Source organism: Streptomyces sp. URMC 127, assembly GCF_051386535.1.
In the GTDB taxonomy this organism is placed as follows: Bacteria; Actinomycetota; Actinomycetes; order Streptomycetales; family Streptomycetaceae; genus Streptomyces.
Window position 1 is genome coordinate 13,862 of the sequence record NZ_JBPQTW010000020.1, and the last position, 21,977, is coordinate 35,838.

General features: G+C 71.2%; 17 protein-coding genes. 2 read left to right on the plus strand and 15 right to left on the minus strand.

What is annotated here, in order from left to right:
* Nucleotides 1-94: 94 nt before the first annotated feature.
* From ACSNOH_RS07500 to ACSNOH_RS07510, 3 genes are all read right to left on the minus strand, one after another.
* Nucleotides 95-1,414, minus strand: coding sequence for a sensor histidine kinase (locus ACSNOH_RS07500; RefSeq protein WP_436720412.1), 1,320 nt, complete (start codon nt 1,412-1,414; stop codon nt 95-97).
* Complete coding sequence (locus ACSNOH_RS07505) at nt 1,411-2,187, minus strand: hypothetical protein (RefSeq protein ID WP_436720413.1); 777 nt, start codon at nt 2,185-2,187, stop codon at nt 1,411-1,413. The genes ACSNOH_RS07500 and ACSNOH_RS07505 overlap by 4 nt, the downstream gene beginning before the upstream one ends.
* Before the next feature lie 168 nt (nt 2,188-2,355).
* On the minus strand, nt 2,356-2,748 hold the full coding sequence (locus ACSNOH_RS07510; RefSeq protein ID WP_436720414.1) for a DUF937 domain-containing protein: 393 nt from the start codon (nt 2,746-2,748) through the stop codon (nt 2,356-2,358).
* 215 nt (nt 2,749-2,963) lie between these two features.
* Between ACSNOH_RS07510 and ACSNOH_RS07515 the strand changes: the two genes are divergently transcribed.
* The gene (locus ACSNOH_RS07515) at nt 2,964-5,243 is read left to right on the plus strand and encodes a terpene synthase family protein (RefSeq protein WP_436720415.1); all 2,280 of its coding nucleotides are present in this window, start codon (nt 2,964-2,966) and stop codon (nt 5,241-5,243) included.
* 93 nt (nt 5,244-5,336) lie between these two features.
* On the opposite strand, the gene ACSNOH_RS07520 is transcribed toward ACSNOH_RS07515, so the two are convergent.
* From ACSNOH_RS07520 to ACSNOH_RS07550, 7 genes are all read right to left on the minus strand, one after another.
* Entirely contained in the window at nt 5,337-6,107 is a 771-nt protein-coding gene (locus ACSNOH_RS07520) for an SDR family oxidoreductase (protein ID WP_436720416.1), read from the minus strand.
* A complete protein-coding gene (locus ACSNOH_RS07525) occupies nt 6,100-7,305 on the minus strand; it encodes an MFS transporter (RefSeq protein WP_436720417.1) in 1,206 nt (401 codons plus the stop codon). The genes ACSNOH_RS07520 and ACSNOH_RS07525 overlap by 8 nt, the downstream gene beginning before the upstream one ends.
* Before the next feature lie 62 nt (nt 7,306-7,367).
* The gene (locus tag ACSNOH_RS07530; protein ID WP_436720418.1) at nt 7,368-9,080 is read right to left on the minus strand and encodes a thiamine pyrophosphate-binding protein; all 1,713 of its coding nucleotides are present in this window, start codon (nt 9,078-9,080) and stop codon (nt 7,368-7,370) included.
* Nucleotides 9,080-9,901, minus strand: coding sequence for a phytanoyl-CoA dioxygenase family protein (locus tag ACSNOH_RS07535; protein WP_436720419.1), 822 nt, complete (start codon nt 9,899-9,901; stop codon nt 9,080-9,082). Before ACSNOH_RS07535 ends, ACSNOH_RS07530 begins: the two co-directional genes overlap by 1 nt.
* A gap of 28 nt (nt 9,902-9,929) precedes the next feature.
* The gene (locus tag ACSNOH_RS07540) at nt 9,930-10,802 is read right to left on the minus strand and encodes a fumarylacetoacetate hydrolase family protein (RefSeq protein WP_436720420.1); all 873 of its coding nucleotides are present in this window, start codon (nt 10,800-10,802) and stop codon (nt 9,930-9,932) included.
* 4 nt (nt 10,803-10,806) lie between these two features.
* Nucleotides 10,807-11,838, minus strand: coding sequence for a hypothetical protein (locus ACSNOH_RS07545; RefSeq protein WP_436720421.1), 1,032 nt, complete (start codon nt 11,836-11,838; stop codon nt 10,807-10,809).
* A gap of 658 nt (nt 11,839-12,496) precedes the next feature.
* Nucleotides 12,497-13,069 carry a CGNR zinc finger domain-containing protein gene (locus ACSNOH_RS07550; RefSeq protein WP_436720422.1) on the minus strand — a complete coding sequence of 191 codons (573 nt, stop codon included), beginning with the start codon at nt 13,067-13,069 and terminating at the stop codon, nt 12,497-12,499.
* An 86-nt stretch (nt 13,070-13,155) separates the two neighbouring features.
* On the opposite strand from ACSNOH_RS07550, the gene ACSNOH_RS07555 reads away from it, so the two are divergent.
* Nucleotides 13,156-14,085, plus strand: a complete 930-nt coding sequence (locus tag ACSNOH_RS07555) for a phosphotriesterase family protein (RefSeq protein ID WP_436720423.1) — start codon at nt 13,156-13,158, stop codon at nt 14,083-14,085.
* Between the two features lie 64 nt (nt 14,086-14,149).
* Here the strand turns inward: ACSNOH_RS07555 and ACSNOH_RS07560 are convergent, their stop codons facing one another.
* The 5 genes from ACSNOH_RS07560 to ACSNOH_RS07580 are packed head-to-tail and all read right to left on the minus strand — an operon-like array spanning nt 14,150 to nt 21,525.
* On the minus strand, nt 14,150-16,654 hold the full coding sequence (locus tag ACSNOH_RS07560; protein WP_436720424.1) for an aldehyde dehydrogenase family protein: 2,505 nt from the start codon (nt 16,652-16,654) through the stop codon (nt 14,150-14,152).
* Complete coding sequence (locus tag ACSNOH_RS07565; protein WP_436720425.1) at nt 16,651-17,817, minus strand: acyl-protein synthase; 1,167 nt, start codon at nt 17,815-17,817, stop codon at nt 16,651-16,653. The genes ACSNOH_RS07560 and ACSNOH_RS07565 overlap by 4 nt, the downstream gene beginning before the upstream one ends.
* The gene (locus tag ACSNOH_RS07570; RefSeq protein ID WP_436720426.1) at nt 17,814-18,962 is read right to left on the minus strand and encodes a GNAT family N-acetyltransferase; all 1,149 of its coding nucleotides are present in this window, start codon (nt 18,960-18,962) and stop codon (nt 17,814-17,816) included. The genes ACSNOH_RS07565 and ACSNOH_RS07570 overlap by 4 nt, the downstream gene beginning before the upstream one ends.
* Nucleotides 18,959-20,257, minus strand: coding sequence for an MFS transporter (locus ACSNOH_RS07575; RefSeq protein WP_436720427.1), 1,299 nt, complete (start codon nt 20,255-20,257; stop codon nt 18,959-18,961). Before ACSNOH_RS07575 ends, ACSNOH_RS07570 begins: the two co-directional genes overlap by 4 nt.
* Complete coding sequence (locus ACSNOH_RS07580; RefSeq protein ID WP_436720428.1) at nt 20,254-21,525, minus strand: phenylacetate--CoA ligase family protein; 1,272 nt, start codon at nt 21,523-21,525, stop codon at nt 20,254-20,256. Before ACSNOH_RS07580 ends, ACSNOH_RS07575 begins: the two co-directional genes overlap by 4 nt.
* Between the last annotated feature and the right edge of the window lie 452 nt (nt 21,526-21,977).

Below are 21,977 nucleotides of genomic sequence, written 5' to 3' on the forward strand. Positions count from 1 at the left end.
CACCGGCGCCCTGAGGACCGCCCGGGCGCGCGGGCCTGGTCCGGCGGCCGGGCCGCGGTCACCGCCGGGCCGCGGGCGGCTTGGGCCCGCGCCGCTACTCCGGCTCGTCCTCCCGCGCCGCGTAGCCGTCGTACTCGTCGTACTCCGGCAGCGTCAGGGTCGTCAGCGCGCCGCCGCCGGGGGCGTTGGCGAACGTGAGCTCCGCGTGGATGGTGCGCGCCTGGCCGACGGCGATGGTCAGGCCCAGGCCGTGGCCCTTGGCGCCGGAGCTCCCCGGCTCGGTGCGGAAGCGCTGCGGGCCGTGTTCCAGGAGGTAGTCCGGGTAGCCCTCGCCGTGGTCGCGGATGGAGATAACGGGGCCGTCCACGGTGACGACGACGGGCGGGCGGCCGTGCCGGTGTGCGTTGGCGAGCAGGTTGCTCAGCACCCGCTCCAGGCGGCGCCGGTCGGTCTCCACGCACACGTCCCGCACGACGTGCACCTCGGCCTCCAGCCCGGAGGCGCGGACGGCCCGCTCGGCGAGCTGCCCCAGCAGGTGCGCGTCCAGGTCGGCCTTCTCCGTCAGCGAGTCGAGCCGGGAGATCTCCAGCAGGTCCTCGGTGAGGCGGCGCAGGGTCTGCACCCGGTCGCGCACGAGCTCGGTGGGGCGGCCCGGCGGCAGCAGGTCCGCGGCGGCCTGCAGGCCGGCGAGCGGGGTGCGCAGCTCGTGGGCGACATCGGCGGTGAAGCGCTGCTCGCTCTGCAGCCGGGCCTGCAGGGTGCCCGCCATGGCGTCGAGCGCCGCGGCGACGGCGGCGACCTCGTCCTGCTCGCGGGCGGGCCGGGTGGTGCGCGGGTCGGCGACGCGGGCGTCGAGGTCGCCCGCGCTGATGCGGCGGGCGACGTCGGCCGTGCGGTGCAGCCGGCGGGTGACCCGCGAGACGGCGAAGACGCCGATGAGCAGGGTGCCGCCGATGGCCAGCGTGGCGGAGCCGGCGATGGCCCGGTCGAGGCCGTCGATGGTGTCCTTGCTGTGCCGGTAGTCGAAGCGGGCGGTGATGACGCCGGCGTCGGCGGGCCCCGCGGCCCACATGGTGGGCGTGCCGTCGTGGTCGCCGAGGGCCGTGCCGCGCTCGCCGCGCAGCGCCATCTCCCGCAGCCGCCGCGGGAGGTCGGGCGGGTTCAGGGCCGCGGGGTGGTGCATCGGGTCGCCGGAGGCGTAGGCCCTGGTGGCGGAGTCGAGCCGGGCGAGGGCTTCGGACCGGGCCTGGTGGACGGTCTGCCGGGTGACGATGACGTGCACGAGGACGCCGAGCACGGTGGCGACGACGCAGCACACCACGGCGAGGAAGAGGGTGAACTTCCCGTAGAGCGAGCCGAGGCGGGAGAGTCTGCGGAGCCGGACCCGCAGGCCCCGCGGCCGGGCGGCGGTCACGAGCGCCCCTTGCCGTCGCGCTGCGTGCCGGAGGAGGCGGGGTTCTCGGCGCGGCGGATCTCGTAGCGCCGGAAGTCCATGTAGCGGGTCTGGGCGTTCCAGGTGTAGACCGAGCGCAGGGCGTAGTGCGGGGTCGTCCAGGGCTCCCAGACGATGAGGTCGCGCCCGGCCACCTCGATGGACGAGGGCTGGGCGACGGTCGACAGGACGCGGGTGGGCTCGCCGTTGACGAGGGTGTAGGCCCGCAGCGACAGGAAGTGGTCCTCCATCTCGATGCCGACGATCAGGTCGTCGCGGCCGTCGCCGGTGAGGTCGCTGTAGACGGGCTTGCGCATGGGGCAGCTCTTCGGCTGCCGCGCGGCGGAGCACGACGAGGCGAGCTTGGCCGCGGTGGCGTCGTCGAGGGCGTCCGCGCCGGTGGCTCTGCGGTTGGCCGCGACCTCGGCCTTGACCAGGGCGTACGCGTCGAGCTTGTGGATGTCCCCGGAGGGGACGGGGGCGACGCCGGGGACCTTCTCGGCCGTCTCGCCGTCGTGCTGCGGCCCGCTGGGCGAGGGCGCGGGCGTCGCCTGCGGCCAGAGCCTGGAGGGCGCGGAGGCCGGAGCCGTGCGCCCGGCGCCGACCGGCTCGCCCGCGCTCGCGCACCCCGTCACCGCGGCCGCCGCCGCGGCGAGCGCGGCCAGCGCCCCGAGCGCCCGCAAGGGGCGCCTGCGGGGCGCGGTGCGCGGGAGCGGCTCGGCTCTCCCGGCGGGGTGGCGGGCGGATCGGGGCACTCGGGGGTTTCCATCGTCGGCTGGCGGCGGCCCCTGTCCGGGGCCGGGATACAGCACGATGTTATGCGAGCCTTCCGGTGCGCCCGCCGGGCCGCGGCCGGGCGGCTGCCGGCGCCGTCGGGCGGGGAGGCCACGGAGGCGCGGCGGCCGCCCCGCGGGCCGGGCTGCCTAGCGCTTCCTCCCCCGGCGCTTGGCGATGGCGGTCATGACGACGGGCAGGAGCAGTTCGAGCGCCCGGGCGACCTGGGCGGCCGGCAGGCCCGTGCGCCGGGCGACGGTCTCGGCGACGGGTTTGGTGATCCTGCCGAGGACGCCGGACATCAGCCCGCCGCCCGGGCCGCCGCCGAGCCCCTGCCCGAGGCCGCCGAACCCGCCGAAGCCGGCTGCTCCGGCCGGGGCCGCTCCGTTCTCACGGGTGAGGTCCTCGGGGAGGGCCGCGACGGTCTCCCGGACCATCCGCCGCGCCCCGTCGGCGTCCGTGCCCAGCTCCCCCGCGAGCTCCTGGACGCGGTCCTCGCCCAGCTCGTCCAGTACGTCCTTCTGCAGCGCTTCATCGCCCATGGATCCGACATTACGCGGGCCGAACAGATCTCGGTACGCAAGGTAGTGCGGCGGTCACTGTGCGGGACGGCGCGCGCCCGCGCGCCCGGGGCAGGCGGAAGCGGCCGCACCGGTTTGAAGATCCTTAAGCGGGGTGACTCCGGGTTTCACCTCATTGAGGGGAAATATGACCTTCCGATCTACCGGCCCGCGCGTGCGAACTAGCGTGGGCGGCCATGTCACACCCTTTCTCACTCCCCTCCTTCTACATGCCGTATCCCGCGCGCCTGAACCCCCATCTGGAAGGCGCCCGGCGGCACTCGAAGGCCTGGGCCCGGGAGATGAACATGCTGGAGGGCTCCGGCATCTGGGACGAGGCCGACCTGGACGCGCACGACTACGCCCTCCTGTGCGCGTACACCCATCCCGAGGCCTCCGGCCCGGTCCTCGACCTCGTCACCGACTGGTACGTCTGGGTGTTCTTCTTCGACGACCACTTCCTCGACGTCTTCAAGCGCACCGGCGACATGGCCGGCGCGAAGGCCTACCTGGACCGGCTGCCGGCCTTCATGCCCCTGGACTGCGGCGCCACCCCCGAGCCCACGAACCAGGTGGAGGCGGGCCTGGCGGACCTGTGGGCCCGCACGGCCCCGGCGATGTCGGCCGACTGGCGCCTGCGCTTCACCGAGAGCACCCGGCACCTGCTCAACGAGTCGGTCTGGGAGTTGTCCAACATCAACGAGGGCCGGGTCGCCAATCCGGTCGAGTACATCGAGATGCGCCGCAAGGTGGGCGGCGCTCCCTGGTCGGCGGGGCTCGTCGAGTTCGCCGCGGGGGCCGAGGTGCCGCCGGCCATCGCCGCCACCCGGCCGATGCGGGTCATCAAGGACACGTTCGCCGACAGCGTGCACCTGCGCAACGACCTCTTCTCGTACGAGCGGGAGACACAGAACGAGGGCGAGCTCGCCAATGCGGTCCTCGTCCTGGAGCGGTTCCTGGGCTGCGGCACCCAGCAGGCGGCCGACACCGTGGGCGACTGGCTCACCTCCCGCCTCCAGCAGTTCGAGCACACCGCCCTCACCGAGCTGCCGCCGCTCTTCGAGCTGCACGGCCTGGACCCGCAGGCCCGCCGCGACGTCTTCGCGTACGTCAAGGGGCTCCAGGACTGGCAGTCCGGCGGCCACGAGTGGCACATGCGCTCCAGCCGCTATATGAACGACGCCCCGCAGGACGCGGTCAACGCCCCCGGGGCGCTGCTCGGCGGCCCGCTCGGGCTGGGCACGTCCGCGGCGCGGCAGTTCGCCTCGGTCGTGGCGTCGGTGCCGGCGCGGATGCGCAGCCACCTGCACGTGCCGTTCCAGCCCGTGGGCCACCTGCCGCTGCCGGACTTCCCCATGCCGTACCCGCTGCGGCTCAACCCCCACCTGGACGGCTCCCGGCGGCACAACATCGCGTGGGGACACCGCATGGGGATGCTCGCCCCCGACCCGGCCGTCCCCGGCTCCGGGCTGTGGACCGAGGAGAAGCTCGCCGACTACGACTTCGCGCTCTGCTCCGCGGGTCTCCACCCCGAAGGGACCGCCGAGGAGCTCGACGTGGCGACCGACTGGCTGACCTGGGGCACGTACGGCGACGACTACTACCCCGCCGTCTTCGGCGGGCAGACGGGCGCGGCCGGCCTGGCCGCGGCACAGGCCTGCACGGAGCGGCTCCTGCAGTTCATGCCGGTGGACTCCGCCGTCACCCCGCCCCCGGAGCACGTCCTCGAGTACGGGCTGGCCGACCTGTGGGCGCGCACCACCGGGGCCATGACCGCGCAGGAGCGCGCCGGGCTGCGCACGGCCGTCAGGACGATGCTCGACGCGTGGGTGTGGGAGCTGTGGAACCAGAAGCAGCACCGCATCCCCGAGCCCGTCGACTACATCGAGATGCGCCGCCACACCTTCGGCTCCGAGATGACCCTGACGCTCTGCCGCAACGGCCTCGGCGCGGCCGTGCCGCCGGAGATCTACGGCACCCAGCCGGTCCAGGCCATGGAGAACGCGGCCATGGACTACGCCATCCTGATGAACGACATCTTCTCGTACCAGAAGGAGGTGCAGTTCGAGGGCGAGATCCACAACTGCGTGCTGGTCGTCGAGAACTTCTTCGACTGCGGGCGCGAGGAGGCGCTGGGCATCGTGAGCGACCTCCTGGCCTCGCGGATGCGGGAGTTCCAGCACGTGGTCGACCACCAGCTGCCGGTCCTCTTCGAGGACTTCGAGCTGGACGAGGAGGCCCGCGCGGGTCTCCGGCAGTACGCGCAGGAACTGCAGGACTGGATGGCCGGGATCCTCAACTGGCACCACGGCTGCCGCCGCTACCGCGAGGAGGACCTCCTCCGCCACAAGGCCGCGCCTCCCGCGGTCTCCGCCCCACCGGTGGGCACCCCGACCGGCCTGGGCACGTCGGGCACGCGGCTGGCGACGCTGCTGCGCACGCCGGTGCAGGCCGCCGGCGGGCGGCCGGTGGCCTGACGGGACACCGGGGTCGCGGGCTCGTCCCCTCCCTCGTCGCACGAACGTCCCATCCGGCCGGTGCCGGATGGGACGTTCACCGGGCAAGGGAGGTCACAGCGCGGCGGTCATTCCCCCGTCGCAGCGGAAGGCGGAACCCGTGAGGTAACGGGCCCGGTCCGAGCACAAGAAGGCGGCCAGCTCCCCTATTTCCTCCGGCGTGCCGTACCTGCCGACCGGGATGAGGCTCTCCGCTCCCTCCCGGATCCGCTCGGCGGTCACGCCCCGGGCCCGTGCCCGCACCGCGTCGACCGCCTGCACCCGCGGGGTGTCGATACGGCCGGGAATGACCGAGTTCACCGTGATCCCGTCCGGGGCGAGTGCGTTCGCGAGCAGCTTCATGTACGAATTCACCGCTGCGCGCACCACGGAGGACACGGCAAGCTCGTGGATGGGCACGATCACCGAGCTGGAAGAGACGTAGAGCAGCCTGCCCCACTGCTTCTTCTTCATGCTGCCGACAACCGAGTCGACCACCTGCTGCAGCGACAGGAACATCGAGTTGTACGCCTGCGAAAAGTCGTCCGCCGTCACGGCGTCGACCTTCCCGGGCCGGTATCCCGGGCCGTTGAGCACGACGACGTCGAAATCCTTCCCGTGCCGCCGCAGGGTGTCCGCTATGCCTTCCGGGCGGGAAAGGTCGAGACCGATCCCGGACACGCTCGCCGTGCCGGCCGGCACCGCGATGGTCTCCGCCGTCCGGTCGGCCTTCCCCTGGTCGTGGCTCGCGATGGTCACGGCCGCGCCGTGCGCGGCGAGACTCCGCGCGATGCCCAGGCCGATGCCTGATGTCCCGCCCAGCACCAGGGCCTTCGTGTTACGCACTGACTTTTTCCTTTCGGTTGGCGGCGGCTGTGAAGAGGTGCAGCGCCAGGAGCGCCACCGCGAACCCGATGAAAATGAGATCGATGGCGGTGAAACCGGTGATGACCACACTGTCGAACACCAGCAGCAGCACACCGGTGAAGAACATCTTGATGGCGCCCTGTACCGCGCTGGCCGCGCCGCGTGACGTTTCGACCGTGGTCATGCTGAGGGTCAGGGTGAGCGGGGCGATGAGGCCGGAGATGAAGCCCAGCGCCACCGAGAACACACCGATCTTCACCAGGCTGCTGTCCAGGTCCGAGAACGCCGAGACCACGAATATCACCAGGTATGCCGCAAGTCCCCTGATGTAGGTGTCCGTCGGCGACCAGCTGATCCAGCTGTTGCAGAACGAGCCGCAGATGATGGACGCGGCGTAGAGGATGTAGAACAGGCTGTTGCCCACCGGGCTGACACCCAGGGCGTCGAACGCGAAGGGCGCCGTCGCGTAGAACGCGATGGTGAAGGAGAAGATCAGCGCCGAGGCGATGCTGTACGACGTGAAGTTGACGTTCTTGAGGACGGTTGTATAGGCCTGCACCCGGCCCGTCGGGCCCTGGCCGCGCGCCGCCGCCGGATGGGTCTCCGGCATGAGCACGGCGATCATGACCAGCCCGGCGACGACCGCCGCGGCGAAGAGCAGGAACTGCACGTGCCAGCCGAAGTGGACACCGATGAAGCTGCCGATCAGGGGAGCCAGGGCCGGCGACAGCTGACTTGCCATCGAGAAGTAGGAGAACGCCTTACGCAGCTTTCCGGGCTCTTGCAGGGTGTCGACGATCAGCGCCCGGGAGATCACGGTGCACGAGGCGGTGCCCAGCGCGGTGAGCACGCGGGAGATGTCCAGCGCGACGATGCTGTGGGCGGTGTATCCCACGAACAGACCCACCGCCGCGACCCCGAGTCCCGTCGCCAGGGCCGTCTTGCGGCCCTTGGCGTCGGAGAAACTGCCGTAGAAGAACTGCGCCAGTCCGAGGACCATCATGTAGAACACGATGAGGTTCTTCATGGTGCCCTGACCGACCGCCAGGTCCTTCTGGATGGCCGGGAGAGACGGGTTGAAAAAATCGACTGCCATCAAGCCGATGACAACACTGAAAAAAGCGAAGAAGAGTACGCGCACTTCGTTGCTCGTAAACTTCGCCTTCGCACCAGACATCTCCGCCGCCTACCTCGTTGTGTGTGCCGTGCGCATCTCAGATCCGTGCCGGACGGGCCGTACTATGCATTGCTCGCCTTTCTCGACCGGGCGAAGGACTTCAGGTTCTCCCGGTACGACTGCGCCGGGGTGCCGGAGTCGCGGTCGACGATGATGTGCAGGACGTGGACACCGTCGCTGTCCTTGATCTTCTCGGCGACGGCGTCCAGCTCGTCGGCCGATGTCACCCGGAAGCCCTCCGCCCCGACGGACTCGGCGAACTTCACCCAGTCGTGATCCGGCAGCAGGCTCAGCTCCGGGAGGTTCTGCCTGTTGTTCATGTGCGTCGCGCCGTAACCGGCGTTGTCGAAGATCGCGAAGATGATGTTCCGGCGGTACCGGACGGCGGTCTGGATCTCGATGCCGTTCATCAGCGCGCAGCCGTCGCCCGACATGACGAGACCGGGCTCTTCGCGGGCGAACGACACCCCGATGCCGGCGCCGAAGGCCCAGCCCATCACCCCCATGTTGGTGCTGGAGTAGAAGCCGGCGTCGATGTGCGTCGTCCAGTAGTGCGTGGCGAAGGACCGGTGGTTGCCCATGTCCGCGACGCACCAGCGGTCCTTCAGCCACGTGTTCAAGGACAGCACCGCACGCGCGGGGTGCATCGCCTCGGTGTCCTCGGGGATGGGCTCCCACAGCGGCGTGCGCTCGGCGCGCTCGCGCAGCGCCGCGTTCCCGGGGAACGCCTCGCCGGCCGGATTGCCGGCCAAGGAGGCCTCCCACCGCTCCAGGAACAGCGCTTCGTCGCACAGCAGCGTCCGGGAGCCCGGGGCGAAGTTGCCGATGTCCTCGACCGAGGACGTCACTTCGATGACGTTGCGCGCGCTGGACAGCCGGGCGTCGTAGGCGCTGGTGTTGAACTGCGTGGGGCGGCAGCCCAGGAACAGCACTGTTTCGGGGGTCTGCCGGGTGAAGAGTTCGGTCGCCCGCAGGTTGGCCGAGTACCCGAACACGCCGACACTGTTCGGGTGGCTCTCGGTGAAGGCTCCCTTGGCGTCCACGGTGGAGCCGACGAGGATGTCGTGGGTCCCCGACAGCCGAGTCAGCATGTTCCGGACGTCCCGCTTGTTGGCGTGCGAACCGATCAGCACGGAGACGCTCTCCGACGCGTTGATCGTGGCGAGCACGCCGTCGAGCTCTTGCTGGTCGCACGTCGTGCGCGAAGCCGACAACGCGCTGGTGCTGATGGCGGATTCGGTGCTGTCCGCTGCCAGCACGTCCGCGGCGTAGGACAGGTACACCGGGCGCGTCGGGTGCTCGACGAGCTTCTTCAGCGTGCGGTTCCAGTACCGGATGGGGTGCTCGTCGCTGCGCACCTGCAGTGACGAGCTGGTGACCGGCTCCAGCACTGCCGCCATGTCGATGCCCGTCGGCGTCACGTCCTGCAGCGCGTCGTGGGCGTCGAAGCCCCGGGGAATGTGTCCCGACAGCAGGATGACGGGCGAGCGGTCCGCACTCGCATTGATCAATATGCCGACGCTGTTGGCCACGCCCGGGCCGTCCAGCGCCATCACCACGCCGGGCCGCTCCGCGGCTCTCGCGTATCCGTCGGCCATCGCCGTCGCACCGCCTTCGTTGGCGGCGATCACGGGGGCGATCCGGGGATTTCCCTCGCGGTCGGCGTCGCGGTAGTTCGACATGAACGCATTGATCATCTTCCCCGGGACCATAAAGAATGCCGAAACACCCTCGTCCCACAGGGAATCCAGGATCACCCGCGCTACGTTCGGCATCAGCGAGGGTCCCCTTCCACGATGTCGGACAGGCCGCGGTATCCGAGACCTTCGGAGAAGACGGGCCTGCCGCAGGACTTCTCGATCAGTTCCCGGGTGATGTTGGGCAGGTCGGCGAAGAAGTTGCTCGCCTTGTGGTTGGTGTAGTCGGAGATGTGCAGCTTCTTCGTCAGCCGGGCGCGCAGGTACTTGAGGTAGTCCTGGGTGACCGCGTCACCGACCGACAGCGTCCACTGCAGAGCGAGGCGGGCCACGTCGGACTCGGTCTGCGGGTGGGTTCCGCGGTGCACGGCGCGGTAGTCGAAGATGACCAGGTCGCCCGCCTTGCTCACGACCGTGTTCTCCTGCGTGTACTCGTGAGTGCTCACGATTTCCTCGCGCTCTTCCCGGGTGCGCAGGGGGCTCCCCTGGACGATGTCCATGCCGCCGCCGTGGACGGCGTCGTTGTCCTGCAGGAAGATGTTGAACATCAGGATCGCGGGGAAGTCACCGGGCTTGTTGACCGGCTTCGACAGCATGCGGTCATCGATGTGCCAGCCGATGAGCAGCGCCTTCCGGACGGTGAAGTTCGGGTAGAGCAGCAGCGAACCGGCCTTGTTGTTGAGATCGGCCACCATCTCGTCGAACTTCGCGGAGAAGAGAGCGTTCTTCAGCTCGTCGCTCTCCAGGAAGAGGCTCGGCGGCATGGTGCCGTCACCGCGCGAGAGGATGTCCTCCGAGACGGTGCGCAGCCGCTGCACGGTCTCCTGGTCGAGGTAGTTCTCGATCACGCAGTAGCCCTGTTCGGCAAGGCTGTCGAAGTGCTCGGCCGTGAATACCATTCTCAGTCCTTAACTCGTGGTTCTGTGCTCAGGCCGCTTCGACGGGGTGCTCCAGTACGCCGATGCCGGAGACCTCCGCGCGAACGGTGTCGCCCGGGTTGATCACCGCGGCGCCGGGAGTTCCGGTCGAGATCACGGTGCCGGCCGGGAGCGTGCGGCCGGCCGAGAAGTACTCGATGAGCTGACCGATGCTGTACTTCATGTTGCTGACGGTGTTGCTCGCGACGACCTCGTCGTTCCGGTAGGTGGTGATGCGGATGTCCTTGAGGTCCTCGAACTGCTCCCGGTCCCGCAGGACCAGGGACGGTCCGATGCTCGCGAAGGTGTCGAAGCCCTTGCTCCACGCGATGTACCGGAGGTTCTGCCGGAGGGCGCCCTCGTCCGTCATGTCGAGGCTGGTGGTGAACCCGAGGACGTAGTCGAACGCGTCCTCGGCGGAGACGTTCTTGCAGGTCCTGCCCAGCACGACGCCCAGCTCCGCCTCGGCGGTGACGCGGGAGGACTGCCGCGGGATCCTGATGGCGTCGCCGTTGGCGATCACACAGGTGTAGGGGCGGTTGTACGAGCCCGGGAAGTCGTCCTGGGTCGCTTCCAGGTCCTTGGCATGAGCGAGGAAGTTGAGCCCCGCGCCCCAGATCTGGGGGATGGACGAGAGCATCAGGGAGTTCTTGAGGGAGACCTGTCCGAGGTCGATGCCGTCATGGCCCGCGGCGCGGTGCGCGCGGAACGCCTCGACCAGGAGGGGGAGCTTCTCCGTCGCGATGAGCTGGGCGAGGTCGGTCGGCAACGGCTCGTTCAGCGTGCTCGCCAGCCGGCGGGCGGAGGCCTTGTAGCCGTCGTGATCCTCGAGGATGACGTCCTGCTGCTGATCGACCGGGTACGGGTAGACCTTCACGTTCACTTTCTCACTCCGTCTCGGAGAAGGACTGCGCAATGGCTTCGATGTCGCTGCTCGACAGGTCCCTCTGATAGGCCGTCGGCTTCACCGCTTCCATCAGCTGCTTGGGGCTGAGCGAGTACTTTTCGGCCGCTGCCGTGATGGCGGGGAAGTTCTTGGAGTGCAGCCCGTACATGGCGCCGAGGACCTGCAGCTCGCGGTCGGCCTTGAGCGTCTCCAGCCGGGAGACGCAGTGCTCGCTGGTGTGGGCGAGCGCATCGGTGTTGTAGATGCGCTTGCCTTCCTGCAGCTCCAGCGCCCCGGCCATGTGCTCCAGGACGGCGTTGCCGGCGTCCCGGCCGAGCCCCGCCAGCGTGCAGTCCACGATCGCGGCGCCGTTGTTGGTCGCGGCCAGGGAGTTGGCGTTGGCCAGGCCCAGGTTGTTGTGCCCGTGGAAGCCCAGCGGCGTCTTCAGCCGGCGCGATGCCTCGCTGAAGAGCTGCGCCGTGCGCTCGGGGAGGAACTGTCCCACGGAATCGACGAAGTACAGACCGTCGGGTTCGCAGGAGTCCTCGATCCGGGCGGCGATCTCCACGGCCTTTTCGGTGTCGTAGACATGGGACTTCATCAGGTTGACGAAGACCGTCAGACCGAGCTCTTTGGCGCGGGCGACGTGCTTGTAGACGTTCTCGTACGACGTCATGTCGGACCCGATGCGGGTGTACTTCATTCCGGCGTCGGCCAGCGGTTCCAGATCCGCGGGATAGGTGTAGTCCGCCACCGCGAACATGCCCCAGTTGCAGTCCTCGGGCAGCAGCCGGGAAGCGATCCCGCACCATTCCAGGTCGGTGATGTTGGATTCGGCGATCGTGTTGCCCCTGATGCCCAGGCCGTGGCCGACTTCGATCCATTCCACGCCCGCCGCGCTGATCTCGGTGAGCAGGGTTTCAATGGTCTTCATGTCGAACTGGAAATTAACGGAGTAAGCCCCGTCACGTACCGTGCAGTCCATGATCGTGTGCTGGCCGGACTGCGGGAGGGGTGTGCGCCTCTGGTTCATTGCATGACTCTCTGCTTGTTGGTCACCTGAGGACGGCGCGATGCGCGCCTCAAGTGGGTCCGGAACATGGGAGAGGCCGTTATGGCGGATCTTCGGAATCAGCCTCGGCGGCTATGAGGATGCCCGGAGGACGGGCAGCCCGAATGAGACCGTGCCGATGAAGGACGGTCCTCGGTGAGGGAGATCAAAGGGCGGCGGCATACGACATCGTTGCGCCGCACTATTCAGTTCGGTGTCGAAGCCGGGAAGAAGACAGGCGGGCGCAGTGGCCGCGTCGACGTGGGCCGGGACGGATACCGGTTCAGCGAGGACAGAGCCCTGCCGGAACTCCGATCTGAAACTTCGGACATGCTCACGGCAGTCTTCCCCCGACCGTCACGGCTGTTGACGTACGCGGATCGCATGGGGCCCGCCCGTGCGGCCCGCCTCGTGATCACTAAACCAAGATGCCCGTGTAGCCCGCAACTACCTTTGGTCTTCTTGAAACGTTCTTTACGCGCTTTACGATCCGGGGCCGTTGGCGCCCACCGGGCTCGATGCGCCGTCTGTCCGCCGCCGTCTGATTTCGTCGAGAGCATCCCGGTGGCGGGGGTTTCAGCCCGGCAGTACCGACAAAAATGCACTCCGGGCGCCACGGGCGATTTACTCGCCGCGGCCTTTACGCGCCTTCGCCGGCCGTGCGGCGGCGTTCACGGTGGGCCCGGACGCGGCCCCGGGTCGCGCAGGACGGGGAAGGGCACCAGCGGCGGCGGCCGGTGGGGTTGGCGAAGACGCCGCGGCAGTCGGATTCGGGGCAGACGGCCAGGGTGTGCCGCTCCGGGCCGGTGAGGTGGTCGGCGGCCTGCCGGGCGATGCGGGCGAGGGCCGCCCCGGCGGTGGCCGGCGGTTCGCGCAGCAGCCGCTCGGCCGCGACGAGCCGTACGGGATCGGCCGACTCGCCGAGGAAGCGGGTGAGTTCGGCCACGGCCCCGGCGGGCGGGGGCTGCTGCTCCGCGACGGCCAGGGCGAGGGGCCGCAAGGTCTCCCGCAGGGCGTGGGCCTGTGCGAGGTCCGCGGCGCCCGGCGGCCGGGCGGGCTGCAGTTCGCTGCGGCCGAGCCACTCCGCCAGCCGCCCGGGGGTGGCCAGGCGCTCGACCGGGTGCGCGCTGAAGTGCCGGCCGCGGGTGGCGAGCAGGTTGAGCCAGGTGGCACCGCAGTCGAAGCGGAAGGCCAGGCGATCTTCGTCGGTCATACGGACATCGTAACGGTTCACCCGTTACAGTGATCGCGTTGATCATGTAACGGGTGAGGCGTTACGCGCCTGGGTGAGGAGACATCATGGGGCCTGTCGTACGGACCGTTCTGGGGGACGTCCCCGCGTCGGAGCTGGGCGTCTGCGACGCGCACGACCACCTCTTCCTGCGCAGCCCCCGGCTGCCCGGCCAGGAACTGGACGACGCGGACGCGGCGGGCGAGGAGCTGCGGGCCTTCCGCCGGCTCGGCGGGCGGGCGGTGGTGCAGTGGACGCCCCGCGGGATGGGGCGGCGCCGGGCGGACCTCGCGGCGCTGGCCTCGGCGACGGGGGTGCACGTGGTCGCCGCGACGGGGCTGCACCAGGCGGTGCACTACGCACCGGAGTACCTGGAGCGCGACCGGGACCGGCTCGCTGAGCTGTTCGTCCGGGATCTGACGGAGGGGCCGGTCCGGGCCGGGCTGGTGAAGGTCGCCGGGGGATTCCACGGCCTCGACGCGCACGCGCGGCACGTCATGGCCGCGGCCGCGCAGGCGCACCACGCGACGGGTGCGGCCGTCGCCGTGCACCTCGAACTCGGCACGGGGGCGGCGGAGGTGCTGGACCTGCTGTGCGGGGAGCTGGGCGTCCCGCCGGGCCGGGTCGTGCTCGGCCACCTCGGCCGGTTCCCGGACGTGCGGGTTCACCTCCGGGCCGCCCGGGAAGGGGCCTTCCTCGCCTTCGACGGGCCTTCGCGTGCCCATCACGCCACGGACTGGCGCCTGTTCGATGCGCTGACCGCCCTCGCCGAGGCGGGGCACGCCGACCGGGTGCTGCTGGGCGGTGACACCACGACGGCGGCCGCCCGTGCGGCGGCGGGCGGCCCCGGTATGTCGTATCTGCTGCGCGGGATTTGGCCGGCGCTGGCGGAGGAACTCGGCGAGGATTTCGCCCGGCGGGTGTTCGTTGCGAACCCCGCGCGGGCGTTTGCGGCCGACTGGCCGGTGCGGAATTCTGCCGGAGGCGCGGTTGGATAACTGCGGGTCGTCCGTGGCTGGTCGCGCAGTTCCCCGCGCCCCTAAAGGGGCGCGGGGCACCCCGCTACCTGTTGTCCACCACCGTGCGCAGCTTGCCGCTGGCCGGGGTGCGGTCCAGGGACGCTCCGTCGACGGTTTCGACGGTGAGGTCGAGGAGCTTCTCCTCGACGGCCGTGCGCAGTTCGGGGTAGCCGGCGAGGAAGGCCTCGCGGGCCGCGTGCGCGTCCGTCGACGGCGTGCGCTCCATGCGGACGGTGAGGCTCTCCCGCGGGCCGTCGTTGCCCAGGACGATCTGCAGTTCGCCCACGAAGCGCAGGTTCTCCTCGGCGATCGTCACGAAACGGCGGTAGTTGAGGAAGTACGTCGCGACGCGCATCACGTCCCCGAGCCGGCCGAGGAGTTCGAACCGGGGGGCGTGGCTGCCGCAGGGGCAGCGGCCGGGGAGTTCGCGGCCGATGTCGCCGATGACGTAGCGGTCGAGGTGCTGGCCGCGCCGGGCACGGGTGGTGAAGACGAGCCGCCCGGTCTCCCCCGGCTCCACCGGCCGGTCCTCGGCGGCGTCCAGGATCTCCAGCGTGTGCAGGTCGGCGTGGAGGTGGTGGACGCTGCCGGTGCTCTCGGTGCACTGGTAGCCGAGGGGGCCGAGGTCGGTGCTGCCGTAGGTGATGGAGCGGATGACCTCGATGCCGAAGGTCTCGGCGAGAGTGCGGCGCTGTTCCTCGGTGAAGTGCTCGCCGCCGTAGAAGATCTTGCGGATGCCGCCGTAGGCGCGCAGCGCGTCCTGCTCCTCGTGGAGGAGCTGCCAGAGGTAGGAGGGCATGCCGAAGAGGGTGTCGACGTCGTGGGCGACGATCGCCTCGGCGGTGGCCCGGTGGTCGGGCCCGGCGGCCATGGGTATCTGGACGCCGCCCAGCCGCTCCAGGATGGAGAAGAAGCTGATGAAGCTGCCGTACATGCCGCCGCAGTAGAAGAGGTTGGCGGTGCGGTCGCGGGCGGGGTCGTAGCCGGCGGCGAGCAGGCCGCGGGCGGCGGCGTGCATCTGGGTGTCGTAGTCGTCCCAGCTGAAGAGGGACAGGGCGGGGGCGCCGGTGCTGCCGCCGCTGCGGAAGTACAGCTCGGCGTCGCCGCGGGCGACGCCGCGGTTGAGGTCCTGGACGGCGGCCTTGTCCAGCAGCGGACCGGTGGGCGCCGGGAAGACGGCGGCGCGGGCCAGGTCGTCGAGGCAGGCGGTGGTGGCGAAGCGCTCGTCGGCCTGGACGGCGACGCGGCGGCTGTAGCGCTGGAGGGCGTAGACGCCGTCGTGGGGTTCGCCGGAGTAGCCGGCGGTCATGGCGCCGACGGGGGTGACGCGGGTGGCGCCCGCCGCCAGGACGGTCGCGGACAGCTCGGCGACGTCGGTGCGGCTGCCGGCGATGCCGGCGGTCTGCAGGTAGCGGCGCATGGGGCGCAGGGCGCCGATCAGGCCCTTGCGGGGCAGGGGCTTGACCCACACGCTGCGGTGCAGCGGGGAGGCGGTCAGGGCCGGGCGGGTGTCGGCCATGACGCGCCAGGAGCCGTCGGGGGCCGCGATGACCCGGGTCAGGCCGAGGTGCTCCTCCAGGCGGGCGATGAGCTCGGTGGTGGTGAGCTCGGCCTCCTCGGCCGGGTCGAGGGGCTCTCCCTCGGCCGGGGGCATGCCGGCGAGCACGGCGGCGAAGCGCTCCGCGAAGGCGAAGACCTCGTCGGTGTCCTCGGTGTCGAGGTAGACGACCTGGGGGCTGGAGCAGGCCTGCTGCTCGAATAGGCAGACGTCGGCGGCGAGGGCGGCCAGGGTCGCCTCGTCGGCCCACGCGTCGCGCGTGAGGTAGGCGAAGGAGATCTTGTGGCCCCACTCGACGAGGCGGGCGCCCGGCGGGACGTGGGCGGCGACTCCTTCGACGGCCGCTTCGCCGCCCCAGACGGCGACGGCGTCGGCCGGGGCGCACATGAGCTTCAGCCAGTCCTGACGGCTGGAGGAGAAGCGCAGCACGATGACGCGTTCGGCGACGGCGCCGGTCGGGTCCAGGGCGGCGAGCTCGGCGAGGAGGTGCTGGGCGAGGAGGGTGTCGGCGCTGCTCGTCTTGAGGACGTTGACGTTGCCGGCGAGGAGGCCCTCGATCAGGCTGAGCGGGGCGACGGTGGCGGCGTTGCCGGGGGCGATGTGGGCGACGAGGCCGACGGGGGCCCACGCCTCGTAGACGGTCTCCTTGGCGTCGGGGCGGGTCAGGCGCTGCGGGGCGGTGCCGCCCAGCTCGCGGCGGAGCTTGCGGCTGAGCGCGCCGCGGTCGAGGAAGGCGGCGAGCTCGCCGAGCAGCAGACCGGCGTCCTCGCCGGCGGGCACGTGGGGGGCCAGGCGGGCGCGGACCGGGTGGGCCGGGTCGCGCAGGGCCTTCGCCAGGGTGTCGCAGGCGGCGAGGAGGGTTTCGGTGTCGAGCGGTGCGGCGAGCGCCTGCTCGACGGCGGCGGGCAGGGTTTCGAGGCGGCGTGCGGCCTCGTCGTCGCCGATGAAGGCGCCCTGCCAGTAGTGGTGGTGCGTTTGGGACTGGTTCACGACATGCCCTTCATCAGTTCGGCGGCGGCCACCGCGCAGCTCTTGTTGCGGCTCACTCCGGCGCGGCCGTGGATGGTGAACCACGGCGTCCCCAGCTCGCAGCCGCACTCCTCGCCGGGGTGGAGGGAGGCGAGGTCGCCCATGACGACGCTCTGGGCGGGCACGGAGGTGATGTACGGGGAGACGAGGTGCAGGTAGCCCTTCTCGCCGTACGGCAGCGGTTCGAGGGTGCGGGTGGAGCGGATGAACACCCGGGACCACACCGGCGCGTGCAGGTTGTGGTGGGAGCACTCGATGTAGGGGATGCAGTGCTCGACGGAGCCGAAGGTGTCGCGGATCCGCTCGGAGGGGACGCCGAGCTGTTCGGTGACGCGGGCGTAGAGCTCGTGCTTGCCGATCTGCTGGTCGGTGTGGCCCTTCCAGCCGCCGCCGAGGATGATCAGCGAGTCCTCGGGCAGCTGCAGGGGCGGCAGGCCCATGGCGCGCATGCGCTCCAGGGTGAACCAGAGGAAGGCGGGGAAGCCGAGGATGCGCACGGGGGCGTCGTCCTCGGCGAAGCGGCGCAGCGCGGCGATGCAGCCGAAGGGGTCGAACTCGTGGCCGCCGCCGGTGTTGCGCAGGGCGTACTCGACCTGGCGCGCGGGGGCGAAGTCGCACAGGTAGTTGTCCGTGAAGGACGTGCCGAGCTTGAGGTCGCGGGCGGGCTCGTAGCTGTAGAGCAGGTAGTTGACCGGCTGGTCAGGGGTGATCCAGCCGTTGCGCTCGAAGATGCGGGCGACCATGCGCTGGGCGGAGCGGATGGTCCACTCGTCGAAGAACATCTGCGACTTCTGCCCGGTGGTGCCGGAGGACGTCAGGTGCAGGTGGACGTCCTCGCGGGGGATGGACAGCACTTCGTGGCGCTTGAAGAAGTTCGCGTGGACGAGGGGCGCGCGGTAGGGCGCATCCTCGGCAGTGGCCGCGTGGAGGTCGCGGAAGAACGGCGAGCGCTCGCGGTGCCAGGCGTGGCTCTCGGCCATGGCGGCGGCGAACAGCTCCTCCTCGGCGGGGCCGCAGGCGTACGGGTCGGTCAGGTCGCACAGGCGCTGGACGTGTGCGAGCGCGTCCGGGTCGGGGACGGTGACCGGGGCGAGATGGGGGTTGAGGGGTGCGGTGAGTGTCATGAGGCAACCTCGCGTGAGGGCAGATACGTCGACGCCCAGGCCGACACGTAGGAATCCAGGAAGGGCTGCAGGGCCGCGTCGGCGACCAGGCCGCGGAAGTCGATCTGCTCGGTGGTCCGGGACATCACGACGTAGTCGTGGAAGCCGTCGCCCTCGCGGCGCATGGCCGGGTAGAGGGCGCTGGGGATGAAGCCCTGGGCGAGGCCGGCGGAGAGCAGGTCGTGCCGGTCCAGCGGGAGCAGCGCTTCGACGTAGCCGGCGCCGGCGCGGGTCAGGGCGCGGGTGACCGGTTCGAGGTGGGCGGCCGCGGCGGACGGGCCGGGGTGGGCGGCGACGAGGGCGCAGTAGCCGCCGGCCCGGTTGAGGCAGGCGTAGACCTCGAAGCTGCCGTCGCCGGGCACGAGCAGCACGTTGGGGGTGTGCAGGGGGTAGAACCAGCGGCCGGCGTCGGGGAAGCGGTCGCGGAAGCGGCGGCGGACGAACGCCGGGGCCTCGATCATCTCCAGCTCGGCGGCCTCCGGCGCGGCCGGGGCCGGTGCGGTCGCGGTGGCGCGGGTGCCCTCGTAGCTGATGCCCAGGGTCCGCTCCGCGGTGCGCAGCAGCGGCAGGAGCGCTTCGGGCACTTCGGCGACGGGGGCGCGGCGCTCCAGCACGCCGGGTGAGTAACGCGCGTAGAGCGCGAGGCTCTCGCGGCTGTGGACGTCGACGGCGTTGGGCAGGACGCCCATGGGGCGGAAGCCGTTGCGGCTGACGACGCGCTGGGGGCCGGCGCTGACGGTGCGGACCGTGGCGTAGACCGAGTCCAGGCGGCCGGCGTCCAGCGTGCGCCGGCACAGGGCGTCGGTGAGGAGGCCGGCGAGGCCCGAGCCGCGCTCGGCGGGGTGGACGGCGAGCCCTTCGAGGCGGCCGAGGCGGCTGCCGGGCTCGCCGTGGACCGCGGCGGAGCCGGTGAGGGCGCCGGTGCGCGGGCAGCGGGTGACGAGCCAGAGGGTGTGCGGGTCCTCGATGAGGCGGGCCATCACGGCGGGGTCGGTGCCGAGCGCCGTGGGGTAGTGCGGCCCGTAGACCGCGTAGTAGAGCTGGCGGAGCTCGGCGATGTCGCCGGGCGCGGCCTGCTCGACGGCTGGGACGGCGGGGGCGCTCATCTCGCGCCTCCTGCGGCGGCGCCGGCCGGCACGGGTGCCTGTGCGCCGGGCCCGGGGGTCTCCACGGCCGGGGCGGGCTCACGCAGCAGCGCCAGCGCGAGCGCCGCGGGGACGAGGCCGGCCGCCTGGATCAGGCACAGGGTCCGGGCCGACAGGTGGTCGCCCAGGAGGCCGAACAGCAGGGAGGCCACGGGGAAGGTCGCGCCGAGCACGGCCTGCATGACGGCGAAGAACGCGGGCTTGTCGGCGGCGGGCACCAGGCGCTGGAAGAGGGCCACGAAGCGCACGCCGATGACGCCGACGCACCAGCCGGTGACGGCGAGGGCGCCCGCGATGACGGGCCGCGAGCCGAACAGGCCGGGGACGGCGAGGGCGAGGGCCATCGCGCCGAGGCAGGCGGAGCCGACGGCGGTGGGCCGGCCGGGGACGCGGGCGCCGGTGAAGGAGCCGATGAGCGTGCCGGTGCCGAGCGAGGCCTCCAGCAGGGCGACCGTGGCGCCGTCGCCGTGCAGCACCGACTTGGTGTAGAGGGGCATGATGACGAACACGGCGGTGGTGAAGAGGTTGGCCGCGGTGAAGCAGATCAGGATGGCGCGGACGAAGGGGAGCCCGGCCAGGACCTGGCGGAGCGTACGCGGCCCGGCCGCTTCGCCCGCTTCCGCGTCGTCGCCGGCTCCGGCGGGGGTGCGGAACCGGACGGTCGCGATGAGCAGGGCGGCGGCCGCGTAGGCCGCGGCGCATCCGGCGGCGAGGCCGGGGATGCCGGCGCCGTCGACGATGAGCGCGCCGAGGAGGGCGCCGCCGAGGCTCGCGAGGGACTGCGTGGACAGCTCGAAGCCGGTCGCGGCCTCGATGTCCTCGTCGTCGACGAGTTCGGGGACGGAGGTGGTCAGGCAGGGGTCGAAGAAGGCCTGGCAGGTGGCGAGCGCGAGGGTCGCGGCGTAGGCCGCGGCGATCGGCAGGTCGCTCGCGTACGCCCAGGCGGCGAGGGCCGTGGCGGCCACGGCGGCGGCGCCGGCCGCGGTGCGCAGCACCGAGCGGTGGGCGAAGCGGCCGATCGCGCGGGCGACGACGGGGGCGAGGGCCACGGCGGGCACGGTGCTGACGGCCATGAAGAGGCCGGAGGCGAGGCCGTTGCCGCCGGAGACGGCGTAGGCGACGAGCCACCAGGAGACGCCGACCTGGAACATGCGGACCGCGGCCTGGGTGAGCACCTGGCCGAGCCAGACGGCGCCGAAGGCGCGGTTGCGCAGGACGAGCGGCAGCTTGCGGCCGGCCGCGGGGGCGGCGGTCATGCCGTGGGCCTTTCGTCGATGACGCGGACGAGCTTGCCGGAGCGCGGGTTGACGGCGAGGTCGCGGTGGCGCACCCACTCGACGGAGAGGGGGTGGACGAAGCCGGTGGCGACGGCGTCGGGGTAGAAGGGGCGGGCCTCTTCGAGCGCCGCCACGGCGGACTTGGCGAGGACGTCCAGGCCTGCGGGGTCCTCGTCGCCCGGAGCGGTGGCCAGGCGCAGGATCAGGCCGTCGCGGCCGTCCCAGCGGCGGACGACGAGCTGCATGCCGACGACGCGGCCTCCGGTGTCGGCGGCGGTGACGGCGGCCTGGGCGTCCTGCGAGTAGAGGGAGACGGGGCCGACGCGCACGCCCTCCTCGGCGCGGCCGAGGATGCGGAAGACGCCCGCCTCGGGGTCGGTCCACTCGGCGCGGTCGCCCGCGGGGTAGCGGATGACGGGCATGAGGCGGCGGAAGAGCTGGGTGACGACGACGCGGCCGGGGCGGCCGGCCTCGCGGATGGGCTCGTCCGTGGCGTCGTCGAGGATCTCGACGACGGTGTGCGGGGTGAAGGCGCGGTGCGTGCGGGCGTCGGGGCCGGGCACGGGGCGGCCGAGGAGGCCGGCGTCGACGCTGGCGTAGCCGAGCGAGCGGGCCTCGGCGTTGGGGAAGGCGCCGGCCAGCAGGCGGCGCTGGTCGTCGAAGAGGGCCTCGCCGCCGAAGAACAGCAGCTCGACGGAGGGCAGTTGCTCGCCGCCGGCGATCAGGTGCTCGGCGAGGCGGCACAGCGTGGTCGGGGTGCCGGCGACGATCTGGGCGGCGAAGTCGCGCAGGGTGGGGACGGTCGACTCCAGCGGGGCGCCGCCGCCGATGGGCAGGCGGACGCTGCTCACGGGCGCGTGGGAGAGGGAGTCGAGGATGAACAGGAAGCTGGCGTAGAGCTCACCGGCGTAGAAGAGGTCGGCGACGCGGTGGCCGGGGCGCAGCCCGGCGTCGACGAGGCCGTGGCCGAACGCGGTGACGAACTCCCGCCATTCCTCCCGGGTGTAGCAGGAGAACTTCGGCGCGCCGGTGGTGCCGCCGGTCTTGAAGACCGAGGCCTCGTCCAGGGGTGCGGTCAGGACGCGGTTGCCGTGCAGGGTGTTGGCCGCCCAGAAGTCGCTCTGGCGGACCACCGGCAGATCGGTGAGGCAGTCGACGTCCGGCGGGAGGTCCGCGTAGAGGTCCGCGTAGAACGGGGAGTTGTGACGGACATAACGTATGAGGTCCGATAGCTGATGGACGGGCATGCTGCCTTTGCCTAGCTCAGGGAATGGGAAAGGGATGGACTGGGGAGGGGTTTTCCGGTCGCACGGAGCCGGTGCTCACGTCGCCGGTTGACCTTTCAACGAGAACGCGTGCACCACGCACTCGTGAAGCGCCGGCCTCCGCCTGACGCGCGCTCACAATCATGGGACACGGTCGAACGTCCTGCAAAATCGGCCGCACACCGGCCGCTATTCCTGGCCTGAAACAGCGGGTGACCGCGGGTAACCCGCCTCCCCGGGCCGCGCCGTGACGCTCCGGCAGCACCCGTGCACTTCCGAGTTGACAACGTCCGCCGTCCTGTATGGACCTGCCATACAGAGCGTGTGAACGTTGTACGAGGACCGCATAACGCGCCAAGAAGCCATCAGGAATTCACTGGTGCGTAAGCCCTGTCATGCATCCGCGCCCACCGCGACGAACGGAATTGACACGC